Here is a 17,836-nt window from a genome sequence, read left to right as displayed (position 1 = left end):
TAATAAAGTAAAAGCGAAAGGAACATTTTCAGTTTCATTTCATTTTTTATACGTATACTTAGCAGAATATAATCATTAGGAGGAAGCTGCCTTGAAAATATTACTAGCAGAAGATGATGCACGATTAAGAAAAAATATCGTTCATATATTAAAGAAAGAATTTCACAATGTGACGGAAGCGGAGAATGGGCAGGAAGCGCTAGACCAGACGCTTACTGAGAAATATGATCTCGTTATTTTAGATTGGATGATGCCTTACATTAGTGGCATTCAAGTATGCCAACAGCTACGAAGCACTGGATTCAATGGTAGTATTTTAATGCTAACTGCGAAGGACGACACAGACGACATTATTAAAGGACTTGATAGTGGCGCAGATGATTACATAATAAAACCATTTAAAATAGAGGAACTTTTAGCAAGAGTTCGTGCATTACTACGAAGAAAAGATAAAGTAATAGAACAGGTCATTCAGATCGATCAATTACAGCTGAATGTAGATTCCCGAGTAATTTTGTACAATAATGAAGTAGTGGGTCTTACTAAAAATGAATTTTTACTGTTAGAATATTTATTTATCAATAAAGGACGTGTATTAACTAGAGAACAAATTTGTATTTATATATGGGGCTACGATTACGATGTTTCGAATAATTCCTTAGATGCTTTAGTCAAGCTCGTGCGAAAAAAAATTGATGGTAGTCGATCCAAATCACCTATTCAAAATATCAGAGGCATTGGCTATAAACTGAGGGAAGACTAATGTTTCATAAAACAAAAAAATATTTATCCTATTTGTATGCAACGCTTTACTTTTTGTTATTTTCACTTTTCGTTATTGTTCTATACTTTTCACTCGTAAAATTAATGGAAAATCAACAAATAAACGAACTGGAAGACTTTTATGGTAGGCAAGAGCATGATTTCTTTGAACATGTTCATGCAAACACTAAAACTCTAAGTTATGACCCCAATCGCAATTTTTTTTACTATATTTACACAAAGGATCATAAGTTTGTCCATGGTGACGAATCTTACAAAGGACTGAAGAATCAGATTGAAAAAGCATTTGGCAATAAGAAACCAAGTGAGGAAATCGTACAGCACTATGAATGGCAGGAAGAGCATTTCCTACTTCTAAAGAAGCCCATTTTCAACGACGATTCTGTAGTAGGCTATATTATCGTTGGTAAATCTGTGACGTCACAGCATCACTTTTTCCAAATGACAAAGTATTTACTAATAGTATTAACTTGTATTTCTACGGTCTTAATCGGTCTACTGGCCTATTATCTAGCAGGTAAAGCGATGGTTCCTATTCAATGGTCGTTCGATAAACAAAAAAAGTTCGTATCCGATGCCTCTCATGAATTACGAACTCCACTAAGTATTTTTTATAGTTCGCTAGAAATTTTAGAAATTGAGGAAGCACATCAATTAAGACCTTTTGGAAAAGAATTGATTGCGGATTTAAAAGATGAGGCTGAAACAATGAAGGAACTCATAGATAAACTATTGTTCTTGGCAAGGCATGATCAGCAGCAGGTTCCCATTCAAAAAGAAATCATACCACTATCTACTCTACTCGAAAAAGTAAGCTCGAAATTTCAAAGGATTACGCCTCCTGAAATACAGTTTTCTTCTGAAATTCAGGAAAACATCGAGCTGCTAGGCGATGCTTCAAAAATACAAGAGCTGCTTTATATTCTACTAGACAATGCGATAAGATATACAAATATCGGAACAATAACGCTTTCGCTTTTAAAAAATAAAGACTATGTAAAAATTACTGTTGCAGATAGTGGAATCGGTATGACTGAACGAGAATTACCTTTAGTATTCGAGCGGTTCTACCGAAGTGATGCTGCTCGCCAACGAAATGGCACTGGTTTAGGTCTTGCCATAGCAAAAGCAATAGTAGAGCAACACGATGGAAACATTTACGCGACAAGCACAGTAAACAAAGGCACTACAATTCATATTGAAATCCCTATTTAATAAGGAATCGGGGCTTTTTAAACAGCCCCGATTTTAGTTAATTATTGTGGAACATTGGAAAATTTACTTTTTTCATGAACCCACTTAATGTTCTTACAACCAGTACTAACAGGGTCACCCCTCCGGAAATTACATAAAACATTTTAATCAACGTAATTTCTGTATCCGTTCCTATAAGCACTCCGTGAACAAGTGATAATACCCATGCTGGTAACACAAGAAAGTGAAGCTTTTTCCATAAGGAGCGATTCATAGTTCGAATCCATAAATCTGATGTCATGATGACCATTAAAAACAAATAAAATGCGATTGTTCCAAGGGTCGACGGTAGAGACCGATAGTTAGCTGAGAAAGGGATTAAAACCCCAACTATACTATAAGGCTCATAACGATCGATTAAAAGCACTACCATATGAGCGATTACGGTAATTAACCCTAGCCACCCCGCATTTTGATGGATATGATAAATTAAGTTTTTATGTGATTTAATAAATGAGGATTTTCTCAACAAACCAAATATAATGGAAATTGTGAAGTAAAAATACGCTAACAACCCTAATAACCGAATCCATCCCCACGTACTTATGATCATTTATTTCACCCCTGTCATTTTCCAATTTGCTGCTTGCCCATCTTTAACAATGAAACGGGCACTTTGTTGACAATTATTTTCAAACCATTGCTGCAATTCATACTCATCCATAAGAAAGCAAAGTTTCGCCCCAACCTCTGCATCACATAAAGAGGACGTTACGACTGAAGCTTGTAATACTTCTGTATTGGCGATTTCACCTGTTTGTCCATTTAATACATGATGTTTCTTCATTGTTCCTTGCATCCAGCTTCGATATACCCGATTAGATGTAGCAATCGCGCCTGTTTTCATTTTAATCGAGCTAATTTCCTTGTCTATATTCAAGACATCTGCAACACCGATTGTCCATGTCTTTTCCCCAGAAGACCACATTTTCATATCCCCTCCCCCGTCTATTAATCCGAAATCAGGCGATACCTCTTGCTCAAGCCAATTCGCCAATTTTTCAATCGCATACCCTTTAGCAAATCCACCTAAATCAATTTCCTGCTGTGCCACCCTCAGTATTTGCTCATTGCCTAGAAATTCAAATGGTTGCTCTGCCATTAGGAGTTTGTTTTGAAATGCCTTACTTTTAGCTGAATCAAATGGGAAAGAATGATGGTAGCCATGATGTTCTAATTGGCGTTTAAGATATGGAGAAAATAAACCATTAGAAAGTTGATAATAGCGATTCGCTTGCACTAAACAATCATATAGGAACGAACTAACGCGAAGCGTTTTTCCAATTTCTAAACTATTAAGTTGTGATAATTCATTATTTGATTGAAATCTTGACCATTCTTTTGCTACGTATTGAAGCCAATTCTCTGCTTTTTCTTTCCATACAAAATGAGCCACTTTTGGCATAGCAATATAAAATTCAGTATTCATTATTTGTAAAGTTAGTGTATCCACACGCCCCACTCCATTATGTTCTTTTCGTTTTGCGCTCGCTTTTGCCAGAAGATTGCCTTGTCACTTCAAAGTTTGACCAATCTAGCTGTACTAGTTCTTTTTCTTTTTTTGTAATATTTCCCTGATCTACTCCCTGAATATTATTTGTGCGTGTAGAATCGGCTTCTGCTGGGCTGTTGATTTGAGATAGTATCGCTGCTGATAAAAGTAGCCCCGATGCCCCTAATATCCATTTAGCTTTTTTAGGATCTTTCATAGTGCTTCCCCCCTAATTCGTAATTGGCTGGCAGACAAACGTTTGGTTACTTTCTTGCCATTCAGCTATATAACCTAAGCCATTCGTTATTGTACTAATAGGTATATATAATTCTTCATTCACATAAAACGATTGTGCAGGTGATGGTGTTTTCACATTGTTATCATATACAACGTTAGTTCCTGCACGGTAAATCAATTCATTTTTTTGATGTTGGATATTTAAAATCTTACTTGCTTTATAAAAGGTTGCTTTTGCTCCTAAAACTTGAGCTATTGCTTTTCCTGGCACAAAAAATTCCCCGTCTTTTGGTATTACAAAAAAGCTCAGCTCCTTATTCGTACCTTCTACCTTGAACGTAACCTTTTGGGAGCTTGTAAAAGGTAATACTTCTTTATCAGCTGCGACTGTTCGTGTCCAAATATTCCATGTCCCTTGTACACTTACAGCATCTTGAAAATAGTAAGTTTCACCTTCTTCTTCATCGTCATCGTAAAAGTTCTCATCGTCATCGTCATCATCGTCGTCTTTATAATCCTTATATTCTTTATACTTTTCATGTTTATGATCGTCTGCATGTACGACAACATCATTTGTAAAAAAACCCGCTAATATAAGAACTACAACAAGGCTTATTTTTTTCATCCTCATCTATAACACTCCTTTCCTTTATCTTCATTCTAGGTTTTAAAAATGATACGAGACTGAATTTTTAAAACAAATTTTTACAGACAAAAAGCCATTTCTATTGACAGATTCCTCTGCACTTAGAAATGGCTTTGTTCATAAGGCAATTATTTCAAGATTCCAATCAGAATACTTAAAATCTTTTAGTCAATGAAAATAGAAATACATTCACCCTTTGATAATCTTGAACTAGGTTTAATGATTTGAGCATTTAATTGAATCATACCTTTTTCAATTTTTTTGATGATCTTTGATCGGCTCCAATCCTCAATTTGGTTTGCAAGCACTTTATCAATTCGATGTTTTCCTGTCACATCATCTAGTACAATGTGTATTATCTTTATTCCTTGTTCTGCTAAGCTAGATATCGCAATCGTTGACAAAATTGAAAAATCCTCTTTCTGGTCTTCCATTTCAGCAACATGCTTTGAGAACGTTTTATAAATAGTTAACTTTTTATTCCAAGTATGATTGTTTTCGCATTTAAAAATTGCATATTGATAAATATTTTTTCCATTTGCGTTATGCCTTCGTACAGTTGTATCCGTAAAAACAGATAATGTTCCACACATTTTACAGTGCTTCTTGACAGTTCGTTCTGGTAATTGAGAAAGCTTCCAGCGGAATGTAATATTTAACATTTATCCTTCACCTCTTAAGATAAAGGTACGCAAGCATCTATTTGGATATTTCGCAGTACAATGTGGAATTTCGTAAATAAATAAAAAGGAGATCCTGCACAAGGACCTCCTGACACATTGAGACCACAAGGTTGCTCGGGTCCTTTGTAATGAAAAAATGGGCATACTACCCCCTTGAAAAAAACATTGTTTTTTGAGGGGTATGCTATCCAATTTATTGATCATTACAAAGTAAAGTTTGGCATACGTGTTCTCCTGTATCCTTTCCATTCAAATAGAATTATCCTTATTTTACTATACAATTACATTTATATACAATTAGAAGGGTATTCAATATTTTATCTTCACAGAGCAAATCTTATCACACCTAGCCTATTGTCTAGCCCTAATTCTAAAAAAAATTTAAGTAGGATAATTACCCCCTTACTTTCTATAACCATACATATTATAGAAATAGAAAGGAGGAATATTTCATGGGATACAATTGCGGTGGCTCTTCAGGCGGCTATGGCGGTTCATCATTCGTTCTAATTGTCGTTCTATTTATTCTTTTAATTATTGTCGGCGCTAGTTTCATGTATTAATCTTCGGAACCTTTTTGTTCACAGCATAGAAAAACAGGATTAAGCTAATTAACCTTACAACTCCTTCTTCTAGGGTCACTTTTACCAAAGTGATCCTTTTCATCATATTAACCTCTGTGTGGAATTCAGAAAAAATTTATCCCTCTGTCTTCTTTATGTTCATGTAAGAGCATTTAATTCGATTAGATTTACTATATTGTTAAAATGAAATGATTACTAATCACCTTTTAATTTCAAGTGTTATCACGTTCATTTCTATAAATATTTAAGCATTGTATAGTTAATAATCAATATCCCTTTTGATGACGATGCATAAAATAAATTAAAGAAAGGGGGGAATTTATCATGTCTCAAAATTGTGGTAGTGGAAGTGGCGGCGGTTATGGTACAGGTTCAGCATTCGCGCTAATTGTTGTCCTATTCATTCTTTTAATTATTGTCGGTGCTAGTTTCATGAAATATTAATATCCAATACCGCCATTAATGCTCATAACTAATTTAACCTTACAACTTCAAATCTGTACTAAGGGTCACTATCCTCCAGTGGCCCTTTTATACTTCCTCATCCAATGTTCAGCGCCTAATGTTACGTTCTTAATCATCTAAATCTATTTTTTTCAACATTTTACAAAGGCATCCTAAGATAAATATCGCAACTCTTTTTGACAACTATACATAGTATAAAGTATAAGAAAGGAGGGATTTACTATGTCTGAATACTATGGTAATGGCTATGGCAATGGCTCAGCATTTGCGCTAATTGTTGTTCTATTCATCCTTCTAATTATTGTCGGCGCTAGTTTCATGAGATATTAATACCTAATACCGCCACCTATACTGCTCATAACTAGTGTAAGGTAATACTAATTTAACCTTTTATATCTTGACTAAGGGTCACTATCCTCCGGTGACCCTTTAAACATTTTCCCTATCGATGACAAATTTAAACTTTAAAGGAAATATAAAAGCCGTTCAGCGCCGTAACGCGGCAAATACTCTCGCAGTCCTTGGGCGCTAGAAGCCTATAGCCTTTTTGATTGTACCAAACTACGACATATGTAAATAACGCCAATTTAGCTGTTTCAAAACGTACATATCGTGTTCGGTATACTTCTACTTATTTCAATATCGCAGTCATAAGTATTTCTCACATACTAACTTTTAAATCTGTTTCTACTTCGTCTTTATGTTTTTTTCAAATCTCAAGATAATAAACTACGAAACATAACTTCCTAATCATATTATAGAAATGTAAAGCAAATATGCTTTGCACTCCGAATTCCTTCTTAGGGTCACTCCATCCCAAGTGACCCTTTTAAAATTTCTAAGAGGAGTGAATTATCATATCCCTCCATAGTATCCATGTTTAAAAATGTTCAAAGTAAAGAGGATCAATTACTAAACGTTTCTGGTGAATAAATAGTACTTCTTGTCCTTTTAAACCATTGGTAAAATAGTAAATAAACGAGTCCGATTTCAATTGCATCCCCGCCGTAATACATAATCATACCTCCAAGTTCAGCCTGTTCAATAGGTACATGATTAGGAGGATTCGCATAAATATGTTTGGACAATATTGAATGAGCCGTTACAGCTACTAATAAAACGATTGAGCGAAAGACATAAGATACTTGATGTGGGGTTGGATCGATATAGATAAAGGCAATGGTAAACAAATAACCTGCTAGAAAAATATGAATGTGAATCAAAATAAATATAAGCGAGCTTTCATGCATCATGGTAAAGAGTGGTGTAGTATAAAGCAACCATAAACCACCTACATTAAGAATAGACGCTACGATAGGATTGCGTATAAAACTAAAGTAAGAATTTTTTAATATGGAGGAAATAAGACGAGCCCTTTTCACAGGGATTGATCTCAACAGTAGAGTTATCGGAGCCGCTAGAGCAATAAGGAGCGGAGCTAACATTCCAAGCAATAGATGACCGATCATATGTGCTGAAAAATTAACGTGAGTGAGCTCTGCAAATGGACCGATTAATGTAATGATTGCGCATAAATGCCCTAGAATCCAACTTAATGTGCGAGAACGTGACCATCTTTTTTTATGCTGATTAGAATAAATAACCGCAACAATATATGAGATAAGGGAAATAAGAAACGGCAAAACTAATATTAGCTGTACAATTATGGAGAAATTTTGGGTGTAAGTTTCATGTGAATGCAAAGTTGAATCCTCCTAATACTTTTGTTGATTAGTTTGTATTAGTAAAACAATACCTATCACTATTAAAATTGCTGCTAATACATTCCATACTAAATCATAAGGAAGAATATCGACGTTGTAGCGGATTTGATGTAACTTCATGAACTTGTGCTGAATGATTCCATCGTATAGTTGAAACGCTCCTGCTCCAAGAAAAATCCCTCCAAGCCATCTTTTTAACCAAAATCCATGTTTTCGATGAAGATCGGCGAGTAAAAAGGCTGACCCAATCGTGGCAAAAAAGCTAAAGGCATGAAATAGTCCGTCTGAGACTAATCCAATATTAGCTGTAGATTTATCATAGAAATGATGCCAATGTAATAATTGATGAAAAAGTACTTCATCTATAAATGCCACGAAACCGAGACCAAATAATAAGCCCGTCCACATATTTTGTTGCCCATAATGAAAACGATTTTCGTGTTTATGATTATTTCTTTCATTCTTATTTAATATGGTCAACCTAATCACCTCAGTTTTTTTATTAGTTTATCCATGAAGTTAAGAAATTCAAACAATTTACAGAAGTGTTTTCTATCCCCTTCTATTTTACATCCATTTCTTCTTAGATTACCCAAAAATAGAAATCACCAACACTTACTGTAACCACATTTGTGGATTTTCTTTAAAATCCACAGTCATTGTTTGTATTTTTTTCAAAATTCTCTAAGTATACTTAATTGCTAATTAGGAAATTCTATAATTATCAATACTTTACCTGACATTATATTTAAAAGGCTGGGGATATTTTTAATGGAGTCAATATGGTTAGAGTATGCCTGGGCATTGCTAATTCTAATAGGTTTAGAAGGATTATTATCGGCGGACAACGCTCTAGTACTGGCGGTTATTGCCAAACATTTACCCGAAGAACAGAAAAAAAGAGCTATAAATTACGGAATCCTTTTGGCTTTCATTTTCAGATTTGCTGCACTTTTTGCGATTTCCTTTATTGCGAACGTCTGGCAAATCCAAGCAGTAGGAGCAGCCTATCTGCTTTATCTGGGATTAAATCATGTCATTAAGTCACTGTTTGGGAAAGATAATAAGAATGCTCATAACGACAAAGCAAAGGAAGTCGCTGGAAAAGGTTTTGGTCCAACTGTTGGGAAGATTGCATTAGCTGACCTTGCTTTTGCAATCGATTCAATACTAGCTGCAGTTGCTCTAGCTCTCGGTCTTCCCGATTCTCCCCTAGATGATTTTGGAGGTATGGATGGAGGGCAATTTATTGTTGTTGTTCTTGGAGGGATTGCTGGACTTGTCCTAATCAAATTCGCTGCAACATGGTTTGTGCAACTACTTGAAAAACGTCCAGCATTGGAAATAACAGCATATGCAATAGTTGCATGGGTTGGTGTCAAACTAGCTATAATAACTCTCTCCCATGAGGATATAGGTATTTTAGATCCCCACTTCCCTCATAGTACTACCTGGACTACGATTTTCTATGGAGTATTAGTAGGTATTGCCCTAATCGGATGGTTTGCACCTAGGAATAAGTCAAAACCAAATGGGTAGAAGATCAAAATTGAAGCTCTTTTCCAGAGCAGTTTTTCTATATTGAGTTAACGGGAGATTAGTTTGAAAAATATTTGCATTTAGGATTATGAGCATATTTTCACATGTGGATAATCCTGAAAATTGAGTCTCCCACCACTCAAGGGACAAGCTGACTCATGTCAGTAAGATGGCTGAGTAACTAAGCGTTCGCAGTCCATTTCTGTTTTGAACAGCTCTCAGGACTGGGGAATCCTATTATTCCCCCTCCCTATCCAGTGCAAATAGCAGCTAGGGCTACGCTACTGTTACCAGAGCGTAAAGTTGGTCTCGTTCGATATGTTTAGCGCTCTTTCCTTGACAACACATATTGTTTTACCGTTAGCATGAATTAGGCTATCGAACCTTACACAAAAATTCATTATCAAAGAACGAGTTCGTTTTAAACGACTATGGCTTTCTCGTTCAGAAAATCTGTAAAAGGTTCTTGATGTTCATGCATTATGAGTACCACGGTCGGGATAAAACTGGTTCAAAACTATAAAAACGCGAGAAATCAATTTTAGAAACATTGATCTCTCGCGCTTTTCTGATGTGACATTTTTAATTTTTCTTTAAAAATATAACCCTTTAATATCAAACTCATCTTCTTGAAATGCTTGCAAATGGCAATAATTAATTAGATTCTACATCCTCATCTTTGGAATAATTATACTTAGAACGATCAACTGGCGTATAATCTGTTGGCTTATGGAATCTTAATAAATCACCATTCACGACTTTATCTGATAGATGCAATTTAAGATCTACTTGATCTTTGATAGTTTTCGCAAACTCTAATTGACTATCATCTAGTAGTAAACCTGTTTTATTATCATAAAATTTTTCATTAATTGAATAAATCGTAGGACTGACAAAATTGCCATTTCTAAATGGTACAATTTCCTCGTGCTCTTCTGATAATAAGTCTGAACCAAATTGAACAAATTTTTGCGTATCAATTCCCAGTAAATGTAATAGCGTTGGAAGTAGGTCTATTTGACCACCATAAGTATGGTTAGCTCCACCTTGCATTCCTGGAACATGTATAAATAATGGTACGCGTTGTAAATTAGCATTTTCATAAGGTGTAATTTCTTTACCAATGACTTGCTCCATCGCATCATTATGATTATCTGAAATACCGTAATGGTCACCATAAAGAACAATCATCGTATTATCATATAAGCCTGATTCTTTTAATTGGTTGAAGACTTGTTCGATTGCTTCATCTGCATAACGTGCTGTTTGGAAATAATTATCTACACTTGCATCTCCAGTATTAGCTTTATCAATTGTTACTAAGTCTTGATTCATTTTATACGGATAGTGGTTCCCTACCGTAATTAATTTCGTATAAAAAGGTTGTGGTAACGAACTTAAAAAACTTTCAGATTGATTAAAGAATGGTTTATCTAGCAAACCATATTCAGCCATGTTATCTGTAGAACCAGTATCATAATAACTTGCATCAAAGAATTTGTCATACCCAAATGATTTATAAATCTCATTTCGATTCCAGAAGCTTCCGTTGTTACCATGGAATACAGCAGATGTATAACCATAATCTTTTAAAATACTAGGAGCTGCTTGGTACGTATTTTGTGCTTTTGTAATAAAGGCAGATCCTTGTGGTAACCCAAATAAAGAATTTTCAAGCATAAATTCTGCATCAGAAGTTTTACCTTGACCTGTCTGATGGAAGAAATTATCAAAATACATTGTATTCTTATCTTTTGCTAATGAATTTAAGAACGGTGTAACTTCTTCACCGTTTAACTTATAATCGATCAAAAAGTTTTGGAATGATTCTAAATGTAAATAGACGACGTTCATTCCTTCTGCTGCACCAAAATATTCTGCATTAGGTTTGGCGTAGTTAGATTTTGTATAGTTCATTACTTCTGTAATATCATTACTATCCGCCAAAGCTCTCTGTGAAGATGCTTTCATCGTTTCTACTGAATCATAAATCGTATAGTTATACATTCCTAGATATTTAACAATATAGTTTCTATCGAAACCTCGAGATAATAATTGCGGACGATCAGCTTCAGCTAGTCCTAAATTTAGGACGGAAATTGCCAATGCAAATGCAATGATTGCCGTTGCTTTTTTATATCCTAAACGATTAGACTCTTTTTGTATTTTTCTTGAGAATCGTAGGTAAAACATTACAAAAACATCTACAAAGAACAAGATATCATAAGGTTTTAGTAAAGAAAGAACACTACCACCTAAATCTCCGAAGTTCTGCGTTTGGGTAACAGTAGGTAATGTTATGAAATCACTAAAAAATCGGTAATAAACAATATTAGCATATAAAACAATAGACATCAGAGTGTATACTACAACTAGTGATGTATATTTTCTCTTTCCACTAAATAAAAATGACAATCCTAGAAATAGCATTGCGGAACCTAGTGGATTTATTAGTAAAAGGAATTGTTGAAGTACTCCTTCTACTCCTAGTTTAAATTGTGCTGTTTGAGCGATGTATGTTTTCATCCATAACATTAAAACAGCTAATAAATATATCCCTAAAAATTTATTTAAAAGGCCATCTTTTTTACTTAATAAATTTTTCATTTTTACACCTACCTTAAACTTACTTACTTATATCTAGATACTTATTAATTTAGATTATAAGTATTTCATTGAAAAATGTTACTTCACAATAGCTTTTTTCGCAGCTAATGTAGCTTACTCCCCATTTAGATTTCTGTCAAGTTATTAAATATCAAAAAAATCATGTTCTCTTGATTTCCGACAATAGTAATTTTAAAACACAATTTTAATTTTAACAATTTAATTTTGGTGACATGAAACTTATAATTTTGTAAGGTTTAGTTTCAATATATATAAACAAGTATTACTGAACACTTTGAAGAAAGAAACTATAAAAAGGGTCACTTGGGATAGGAGTGACCCTCAGTAACAAAATTCGGAGGTGTAAGGCTAAGTTAGCTTTACATTACTATTAATATGTCGCGATAGCGTTTTTGAATAGTTCATAGCCTGAGAAAATAGAATTAAAAATAAAAAAGCAGCAATATGAACGCCAAAATAATAATTTACTTTTATAGAACCATTTTTAAACAGGTAGCTTAATTGTCAGCTGTTCTTTTTATTGCACATTAGAAACGCTCATATCAAATATCAGCTCTCTACTATAAACGGTCATTTTTTAATAAGATTTTTTAAGGTATGTATAAAAAGGGTGTAGCTTTAGAATGAAGATTGATAGAAATGACGTTAATTATGAGTCTTATTCAACGAAAGCGGCCGTTAGTGATGAAGAATTTTTTAGTCAGAAATTACGATTACATTTTCTGCAACTTGCTTTTGGTCAGTAAAATTTGGGTTTTCAACTAAATCAAAGGATACTTTTTGACCTTGTTTAAGGAATCTGAATCCATTCAGAAATCTTTCTTTATCAGGTAAAATCGAACTAAAATGAACATAAACATGGTTTCCATCCTCACCGTCAAGCATGATACGACCATAACCCTTTTCTTCTTTAAACCATTTAACAATTCCCTCTCGTTTCATATCTGTTCGGCCTCCAATTCATTTTTTTAACTAAACTACTTCGTTACCTGTTCTCCCCCTTATTATTACTTTCTTATAGCACTAAACTTCATCTTTATTTGAATAAGAAAAAAGAGAAATCTGTGCAACTCAATGTAACTTCAAGTAAAGCACCCATTAATAAGCCTATTTTATTGAACGTCGTCAATTCTTCCCATGAATTTTGGTATGGTCCTCAAAGTAGAACAATGAATAATCTTTTCTAATGTCTACTGTAAACGAGAAAATTTCCTTTGTTGATATATCCTCAAGAAGAATTTCAAATAACCCCATACCTCTACGGTAATTAATTTCCACAGCTTGTATGTTCTCTCTACTTATTTCGTAATTTGTTTCAACATAGCTTGCTGCATAATTATATGCAACAGCACTTCTCGATTTAGAATCATAATATGTGTTACAAATAAAAATAACAAGTAGACAAAATATTATATTGAATATTATTACTTTCTTCATTTTACACCCCTATTCTCATCTTAAACTACCCTCCCCCGTTAGCACAAAAAGAAAAAGGTGCCGCAACTACAACACATTGTTTAACTCTTTCACCCGTTAGCCATCCATGTCGCTTAAAATCAACAATACACCACAGAAAATGAAAGATGATTACGTTCTTTCATGGGAGTTTAATAAGAACAGAGACGCTTCCACAATCGCGCCCGATCGCTGAAATCGTTATTCAACTAATGCAACCGTTAATTAATTTTTATTAACAAACTTGTAGACTTCTTTAACCGAATTACTTGATAGTGTGTAAATAGTGTGCGTGTCTTTTGTATTCATGATGGTTCCAGATTCCTCTGTAATCCAAAGAAAATAAATTTCTTTGCCACTACTAAATTGATACTGTGGTTCTGTTGCTATGTTGACTACACCAGGCTCTTTTTTTGATTTTCTTACTGCCTTTTCAAAGATAGCTATTTCTTCCGATTCTTTTAATTCTAAATCAATCGTTTTAGTGTTAATATACGCTTCCTCTTCTACATTCTTTTTAGTTATTGGTTCGCTTGTTTTTGTTTCTGGCTCTTGAGAACAGCCGACTAATTCCAAATTAATTATTGCAAATAATAAAAATATCTTTTTCAAAATATCCTCCCCTTTAATAATTTGGACATTAATTTTTGAATAAAGTTTCAAATCTTCCAAGCTTTTTAAATATAAACATAGATGCCTATTAAAGGTGTTATTCCGCAATATGGCCCTTTCCATGAATAAAGAAGCTTTCCCTATTACGGAAAAGCGCTGTTGTATAGCCCCTGTAATTGAAGTATAGGAACGATAAAAAATGCTGGTATACAGCTTAATAAATTGTCTCTATATACAGGTTTTTATTCTGATAACACACTCTGAAAAATCTCGAAAAGTCCTATCGTAGCTTTGTATATATAGCTTTGCATAAAAAGCTGTAAAAACAATAGTCCTCGTAAAAAGGCACGAACGTTGAATTAACAACATTCGTGCCTTTTTGGTGTGTTTCCAAACTTTCATTTGGGAACGTTTATTATATTTATTTTGTATGCTTTATAGATATTGTTGCAATAAAACACAGGTTAATTTATTGACTCTAATTTTTATGTCTATTCTTTACAAAAATCTACAAATTTTTTTGCCTGTATTAAGGACATACCTGTTTGCTCTCTCAAAAACTTCACCGCTTTAATTTCACCGACTGACTTTATTTTCTCTTTTACTAAGGCAATCAGTTCCTCATTATAGATTTTAGTATAATCCATTTTTTCGCCCCCCTCGTGTAATTAAAGTTTAACATTTCCAAAGCGTCGTTTGGTCACAATTCTTCCCTTAACGTTGTAAATCCGCATAAATCTGGCGAGACCCCAAAAAGACAGATTATTTTAAATCTCCTTATTCCAAAGCACCCCGTTAGTTTAATAAGAAAAGCAAATCCAATAAAGAATAGTACCTACTTATGATACGGTCCACCTTAATGTAGTTAGTTTCCATTTTCTCTATATATCCTTATCAGCGATTCTTTCGCTATTTTCACCAAGACAACGTATAATAAGAGAAGCAGAAGAAGAATTCATTTTTTCTCTAGTTAAAAAAAGAGGTGCAATTACTTGAAACAATTTGAAACAGCATTACCTGAGCAGTATGAAACATTAAAAAAACAGGCCAATTATACGTCTAGCTGGCGAGAGCGTTTAGGCGCAGTCGAAATGTTATCTGCTTATCAACATGACAAAATCATAGATTTATTAAAAAATCGTATGCAGCATGATACTGTCTACAAGGTGCAATTAGCAGCCTATGAAGCACTTGTGGCGCTTGGCGAGGACGTAGAGAAGCCATCACCTGCACGTTTTGATATTATCAAAGGAACAGACAAAATTTTCCTTCGAGTTAAAAAGAGCTTGCCGAAGGACCATACAGTGGCAGACTTTGCGGATAAACTAAAACGTATGCGTTTAGATGTCTTTGATGCGTATGAAGGCGACAAAGGTGTACAATTTATGAACTGGTTAGAGGAACGTTGGGCAAAACTGTAATCAGTAGTTTTGCGATTTATGAAGGAAAGTCATTCTCTTCGCTTGTGGAGGGAATGGCTTTTTCTGTTGATTTTGAATAAAGTTTGATTAAAAAAGTTCCACAAACACTAATAAAAAGACGGGATTGCTGTGGAATCCATCTTGAAGTAAAGTCTTCGTTAGTGAAGTAAAAATTCTATTTTAATGCCTTTATCTTTCAGTTTCGTAATCATTAATAATTACGTTTATACTATTACATTGTTCATCCGCAACTGCTTTGTTAGATTGTTTATTATAGTCGTAGGTTATCAAAGCCTTCCATAAAGCCCAACCTCTTGCTCTATTCCAAGTTTCTTCATCAACATTCAATGCATTCTTAAATGCCTTTCTGCTTTTATCATCAAAGAACGTCCAAGCAATTGCAGCAACACAAGAAGGATCTCCTACTCCCAATATCCCAAAATCAATACCCACACGTAATTACCATCTTTAATTAATATATTTCCTGGCGCTATGTCACCGTGGACCCAAACAGGTTCACCAGCCCACTTTGAAGTTAATGCCAATTCCCAGATTTCCTTCAATAAGTTTTATTAAAAGCAGTTACATTATTATTAATGGCATCTCTACACTCATCATCGTATACAACAATACCACCGCCTCTATAAAAATTATATTCCCCAGCTATGGGACCTCCACTGGCGTCAATAGATTGTAATTCAACTAAACCCCTCCAATTCATTCGCAAATTGATTTTTAATTTCTAAATTAGACCTCTCTGGAAATTGGCTATTTATTAACTTCGAACCTAAATCTACGTCTATTTTTATCATTTAATTTCTCCCTTTAATTTGATTACATTTAATGTACCATATACTTACTACTACAAGGATTTCTTATTCCACTATCTTGCACTGTTAGATCCATAAAGAAAAAAGAGCTGCCTAGGCAACTCTTTTTTCTTTAATTACGCACCCGTTAGCCATCCATATCGCTTAAAATCAACACTACACCATAGAAAATGAAAGATGATTACGTTCTTTCATGGGAGTTTAAGAAGAACACAGTGGCATTCTAGAATAGGAAAAAGTCTTAGATTGCCACTAACTTTTTGAACTACTGCCCTGAACTATGGGACTCTATATCAAAATCCACATCTTGAATAAATTCGATAACCTCTCCATTAGGACTGTGGACTAGAGCGTTTCTGATAATAAGAGGAGGCTCTCCGAGAGTTAGATAGTCTGCTTCCACACAAGGTTTTGCCCCATGGGCAAGTGCCGTTTGAAACGCTTTGTCGACATCTTCCACATAAAACGCTAGGTGAAGCATAGCTCCGTAAGCAACTTCCTCTTCCGACCGCGCTTTCTTCCCTTGTGCTGGAATGATAGCTTCGTCATCAAAAACCTCGAGACATGTTCGGCCGTCGGGAGAGATCAGCATCGAAGCTTCCTTGATTTGAAACGAAGGAAGGCTCCAATGATGTCCACGCTTAAATCCCAATGCTTCAATGTAAAACCGGATTGTTGCCGGATAATCTTTTGCCTGAATTGCAATATGAGCAAGACCTTTGATATTCAAATATAATTTCCCCTTTCTAATGAATTTAGTATAGAATAGTGTTGCAAGGAAATACATACAATATAAAAGGAAATTACCGAATTACACTTTCCAAAAATAACGAAAATCAATTAATTTTATTTATTTTCGAAAATGCAGTAGGAGGAATTATATATGGAACATTGGATGGATGAAACTGATTACCACATCTTGGGTCTTCTTCAGCAGAATGCACGTATCTCCATTTCACAAATAAGTAAAGAAGTGTCCATGTCCCAGCCCTCGGTAAGGGAACGAATAAAAAGGCTTGAGGAGAAAGACATCATCTCGGGTTATACGGCAACCTTTCGCCATCAGGCACTAGGTCGAGGGACCACGGCATTCTTTCTTATTAAAACAGAGCAATGTCAAGCACTGGTGGATTTTTGCGAACGAAATCCCGTTGTAACCGATATGTTTCGAATTAGTGGTGAATACAATTACATGGTCAAGATTCAGACTGCTTCCATAGAGGATATTGGTCAATTTCAAGATTCTATTATTAAGTTCGGACCATCCAAGTCCCTTATCAGCTTGAAAAACCTGATTGAGAGTCGGATTCTACTATAAGCGCCATTCTCAAAATAACAAAAGAATCCTACTTATGTTAAACTCCCTCTATAAACATTGATGTATCAACGGTTTCCGCCATTTCATGATGAAGAGAAAATATTTTTTCACTTCATTTACAAACAGTGTTTTGAATTTATTGTTATAATTTACAACTTAGGTGTA

Annotated in this window: 21 protein-coding genes and 1 pseudogene; 8 read left to right on the top strand and 14 right to left on the bottom strand. The window is 34.5% G+C overall.

Annotated features, from left to right (window positions below; translation table 11 throughout):
• Window positions 1-91: 91 nt before the first annotated feature.
• Window positions 92-763: a response regulator transcription factor gene (locus tag ACVYAD_RS14015; protein WP_476426856.1), complete on the top strand. Its 672-nt coding sequence runs from the start codon at window positions 92-94 to the stop codon at window positions 761-763.
• Window positions 763-1,998 carry a sensor histidine kinase gene (locus tag ACVYAD_RS14010; RefSeq protein ID WP_476426855.1) on the top strand — a complete coding sequence of 412 codons (1,236 nt, stop codon included), beginning with the start codon at window positions 763-765 and terminating at the stop codon, window positions 1,996-1,998. The genes ACVYAD_RS14015 and ACVYAD_RS14010 overlap by 1 nt, the downstream gene beginning before the upstream one ends.
• Before the next feature lie 37 nt (window positions 1,999-2,035).
• On the opposite strand, the gene ACVYAD_RS14005 is transcribed toward ACVYAD_RS14010, so the two are convergent.
• The 5 genes from ACVYAD_RS14005 to ACVYAD_RS13985 form a co-directional block, all read right to left on the bottom strand.
• Entirely contained in the window at window positions 2,036-2,590 is a 555-nt protein-coding gene (locus ACVYAD_RS14005; RefSeq protein ID WP_476426854.1) for a ferric reductase-like transmembrane domain-containing protein, read from the bottom strand.
• Window positions 2,591-3,490: an FAD:protein FMN transferase gene (locus tag ACVYAD_RS14000; RefSeq protein ID WP_476426853.1), complete on the bottom strand. Its 900-nt coding sequence runs from the start codon at window positions 3,488-3,490 to the stop codon at window positions 2,591-2,593.
• Window positions 3,491-3,503: 13 nt separating this feature from the next.
• On the bottom strand, window positions 3,504-3,746 hold the full coding sequence (locus ACVYAD_RS13995; RefSeq protein WP_476426852.1) for a hypothetical protein: 243 nt from the start codon (window positions 3,744-3,746) through the stop codon (window positions 3,504-3,506).
• A 12-nt stretch (window positions 3,747-3,758) separates the two neighbouring features.
• Window positions 3,759-4,397, bottom strand: a complete 639-nt coding sequence (locus ACVYAD_RS13990) for a stalk domain-containing protein (protein WP_476426851.1) — start codon at window positions 4,395-4,397, stop codon at window positions 3,759-3,761.
• 179 nt (window positions 4,398-4,576) lie between these two features.
• Entirely contained in the window at window positions 4,577-5,074 is a 498-nt protein-coding gene (locus tag ACVYAD_RS13985; RefSeq protein ID WP_476426850.1) for a DUF1062 domain-containing protein, read from the bottom strand.
• Between the two features lie 473 nt (window positions 5,075-5,547).
• Here ACVYAD_RS13985 and ACVYAD_RS13980 point away from each other — a divergent pair, with 473 nt between their 5' ends.
• From ACVYAD_RS13980 to ACVYAD_RS13970, 3 genes are all read left to right on the top strand, one after another.
• Window positions 5,548-5,658: a YjcZ family sporulation protein gene (locus ACVYAD_RS13980; RefSeq protein WP_349658285.1), complete on the top strand. Its 111-nt coding sequence runs from the start codon at window positions 5,548-5,550 to the stop codon at window positions 5,656-5,658.
• A 345-nt stretch (window positions 5,659-6,003) separates the two neighbouring features.
• Window positions 6,004-6,123 carry a YjcZ family sporulation protein gene (locus ACVYAD_RS13975; RefSeq protein ID WP_079561272.1) on the top strand — a complete coding sequence of 40 codons (120 nt, stop codon included), beginning with the start codon at window positions 6,004-6,006 and terminating at the stop codon, window positions 6,121-6,123.
• A 243-nt stretch (window positions 6,124-6,366) separates the two neighbouring features.
• The gene (locus ACVYAD_RS13970) at window positions 6,367-6,474 is read left to right on the top strand and encodes a YjcZ family sporulation protein (RefSeq protein WP_476426849.1); all 108 of its coding nucleotides are present in this window, start codon (window positions 6,367-6,369) and stop codon (window positions 6,472-6,474) included.
• 575 nt (window positions 6,475-7,049) lie between these two features.
• Here the strand turns inward: ACVYAD_RS13970 and ACVYAD_RS13965 are convergent.
• Window positions 7,050-7,847 carry a cytochrome c oxidase assembly protein gene (locus ACVYAD_RS13965; RefSeq protein WP_476426848.1) on the bottom strand — a complete coding sequence of 266 codons (798 nt, stop codon included), beginning with the start codon at window positions 7,845-7,847 and terminating at the stop codon, window positions 7,050-7,052.
• Between the two features lie 12 nt (window positions 7,848-7,859).
• A complete protein-coding gene (locus ACVYAD_RS13960) occupies window positions 7,860-8,276 on the bottom strand; it encodes a DUF2243 domain-containing protein (protein ID WP_476426983.1) in 417 nt (138 codons plus the stop codon).
• Between the two features lie 363 nt (window positions 8,277-8,639).
• On the opposite strand from ACVYAD_RS13960, the gene ACVYAD_RS13955 reads away from it, so the two are divergent.
• Window positions 8,640-9,407 (top strand): TerC family protein, encoded by a 768-nt coding sequence (locus ACVYAD_RS13955; RefSeq protein WP_476426847.1) that lies wholly within the window; start codon window positions 8,640-8,642, stop codon window positions 9,405-9,407.
• A gap of 654 nt (window positions 9,408-10,061) precedes the next feature.
• Here the strand turns inward: ACVYAD_RS13955 and ltaS are convergent.
• The 5 genes from ltaS to ACVYAD_RS13930 form a co-directional block, all read right to left on the bottom strand.
• A complete protein-coding gene (gene ltaS / locus ACVYAD_RS13950; protein ID WP_476426846.1) occupies window positions 10,062-12,014 on the bottom strand; it encodes a lipoteichoic acid synthase in 1,953 nt (650 codons plus the stop codon).
• 717 nt (window positions 12,015-12,731) lie between these two features.
• Window positions 12,732-12,977: a cold-shock protein gene (locus ACVYAD_RS13945; RefSeq protein ID WP_349658290.1), complete on the bottom strand. Its 246-nt coding sequence runs from the start codon at window positions 12,975-12,977 to the stop codon at window positions 12,732-12,734.
• Between the two features lie 183 nt (window positions 12,978-13,160).
• A complete protein-coding gene (locus tag ACVYAD_RS13940) occupies window positions 13,161-13,472 on the bottom strand; it encodes a histidine kinase (RefSeq protein ID WP_349662327.1) in 312 nt (103 codons plus the stop codon).
• A 243-nt stretch (window positions 13,473-13,715) separates the two neighbouring features.
• Window positions 13,716-14,102 (bottom strand): YhfM domain-containing protein, encoded by a 387-nt coding sequence (locus ACVYAD_RS13935; RefSeq protein WP_476426845.1) that lies wholly within the window; start codon window positions 14,100-14,102, stop codon window positions 13,716-13,718.
• A 491-nt stretch (window positions 14,103-14,593) separates the two neighbouring features.
• A complete protein-coding gene (locus ACVYAD_RS13930; protein WP_169786300.1) occupies window positions 14,594-14,749 on the bottom strand; it encodes a hypothetical protein in 156 nt (51 codons plus the stop codon).
• A 345-nt stretch (window positions 14,750-15,094) separates the two neighbouring features.
• Between ACVYAD_RS13930 and ACVYAD_RS13925 the strand changes: the two genes are divergently transcribed.
• The gene (locus ACVYAD_RS13925) at window positions 15,095-15,523 is read left to right on the top strand and encodes a HEAT repeat domain-containing protein (protein WP_476426844.1); all 429 of its coding nucleotides are present in this window, start codon (window positions 15,095-15,097) and stop codon (window positions 15,521-15,523) included.
• A gap of 189 nt (window positions 15,524-15,712) precedes the next feature.
• Here ACVYAD_RS13925 and ACVYAD_RS13920 read toward each other — a convergent pair.
• Both ACVYAD_RS13920 and ACVYAD_RS13915 read right to left on the bottom strand, forming a co-directional pair.
• Window positions 15,713-16,308: pseudogene (locus ACVYAD_RS13920) on the bottom strand (phosphotransferase); the annotation flags it as partial.
• Between the two features lie 310 nt (window positions 16,309-16,618).
• Entirely contained in the window at window positions 16,619-17,083 is a 465-nt protein-coding gene (locus ACVYAD_RS13915; RefSeq protein WP_349660914.1) for a VOC family protein, read from the bottom strand.
• Window positions 17,084-17,236: 153 nt separating this feature from the next.
• Here ACVYAD_RS13915 and ACVYAD_RS13910 point away from each other — a divergent pair, with 153 nt between their 5' ends.
• Window positions 17,237-17,671, top strand: a complete 435-nt coding sequence (locus tag ACVYAD_RS13910) for an Lrp/AsnC family transcriptional regulator (RefSeq protein ID WP_349660915.1) — start codon at window positions 17,237-17,239, stop codon at window positions 17,669-17,671.
• Window positions 17,672-17,836 lie beyond the last annotated feature (165 nt).

It is taken from the genome of Lysinibacillus sp. G1-3 (genome assembly GCF_056322905.1).
Note: the sequence above shows the minus strand (reverse complement) of the source record. Positions and strands in the feature narration are given on the sequence as shown.

Excerpts from the sequence above, each read along its gene's own strand:
- ACVYAD_RS13960 (WP_476426983.1), bottom strand. The coding sequence starts at position 8,276 with ATGTGGACGGGCTTATTATTTGGTCTCGGTTTCGTGGCATTTATAGAT.
- ACVYAD_RS13955 (WP_476426847.1), top strand. The coding sequence starts at position 8,640 with ATGGAGTCAATATGGTTAGAGTATGCCTGGGCATTGCTAATTCTAATA.
- ACVYAD_RS13930 (WP_169786300.1), bottom strand. The coding sequence starts at position 14,749 with ATGGATTATACTAAAATCTATAATGAGGAACTGATTGCCTTAGTAAAA.
- ACVYAD_RS13970 (WP_476426849.1), top strand. The coding sequence starts at position 6,367 with ATGTCTGAATACTATGGTAATGGCTATGGCAATGGCTCAGCATTTGCG.
- ACVYAD_RS13990 (WP_476426851.1), bottom strand. The coding sequence starts at position 4,397 with ATGAGGATGAAAAAAATAAGCCTTGTTGTAGTTCTTATATTAGCGGGT.
- ACVYAD_RS13995 (WP_476426852.1), bottom strand. The coding sequence starts at position 3,746 with ATGAAAGATCCTAAAAAAGCTAAATGGATATTAGGGGCATCGGGGCTA.
- ACVYAD_RS13945 (WP_349658290.1), bottom strand. The coding sequence starts at position 12,977 with ATGAAACGAGAGGGAATTGTTAAATGGTTTAAAGAAGAAAAGGGTTAT.
- ACVYAD_RS13985 (WP_476426850.1), bottom strand. The coding sequence starts at position 5,074 with ATGTTAAATATTACATTCCGCTGGAAGCTTTCTCAATTACCAGAACGA.
- ltaS (WP_476426846.1), bottom strand. The coding sequence starts at position 12,014 with ATGAAAAATTTATTAAGTAAAAAAGATGGCCTTTTAAATAAATTTTTA.
- ACVYAD_RS13980 (WP_349658285.1), top strand. The coding sequence starts at position 5,548 with ATGGGATACAATTGCGGTGGCTCTTCAGGCGGCTATGGCGGTTCATCA.
- ACVYAD_RS13940 (WP_349662327.1), bottom strand. The coding sequence starts at position 13,472 with ATGAAGAAAGTAATAATATTCAATATAATATTTTGTCTACTTGTTATT.
- ACVYAD_RS13975 (WP_079561272.1), top strand. The coding sequence starts at position 6,004 with ATGTCTCAAAATTGTGGTAGTGGAAGTGGCGGCGGTTATGGTACAGGT.
- ACVYAD_RS14010 (WP_476426855.1), top strand. The coding sequence starts at position 763 with ATGTTTCATAAAACAAAAAAATATTTATCCTATTTGTATGCAACGCTT.
- ACVYAD_RS13910 (WP_349660915.1), top strand. The coding sequence starts at position 17,237 with ATGGAACATTGGATGGATGAAACTGATTACCACATCTTGGGTCTTCTT.
- ACVYAD_RS14005 (WP_476426854.1), bottom strand. The coding sequence starts at position 2,590 with ATGATCATAAGTACGTGGGGATGGATTCGGTTATTAGGGTTGTTAGCG.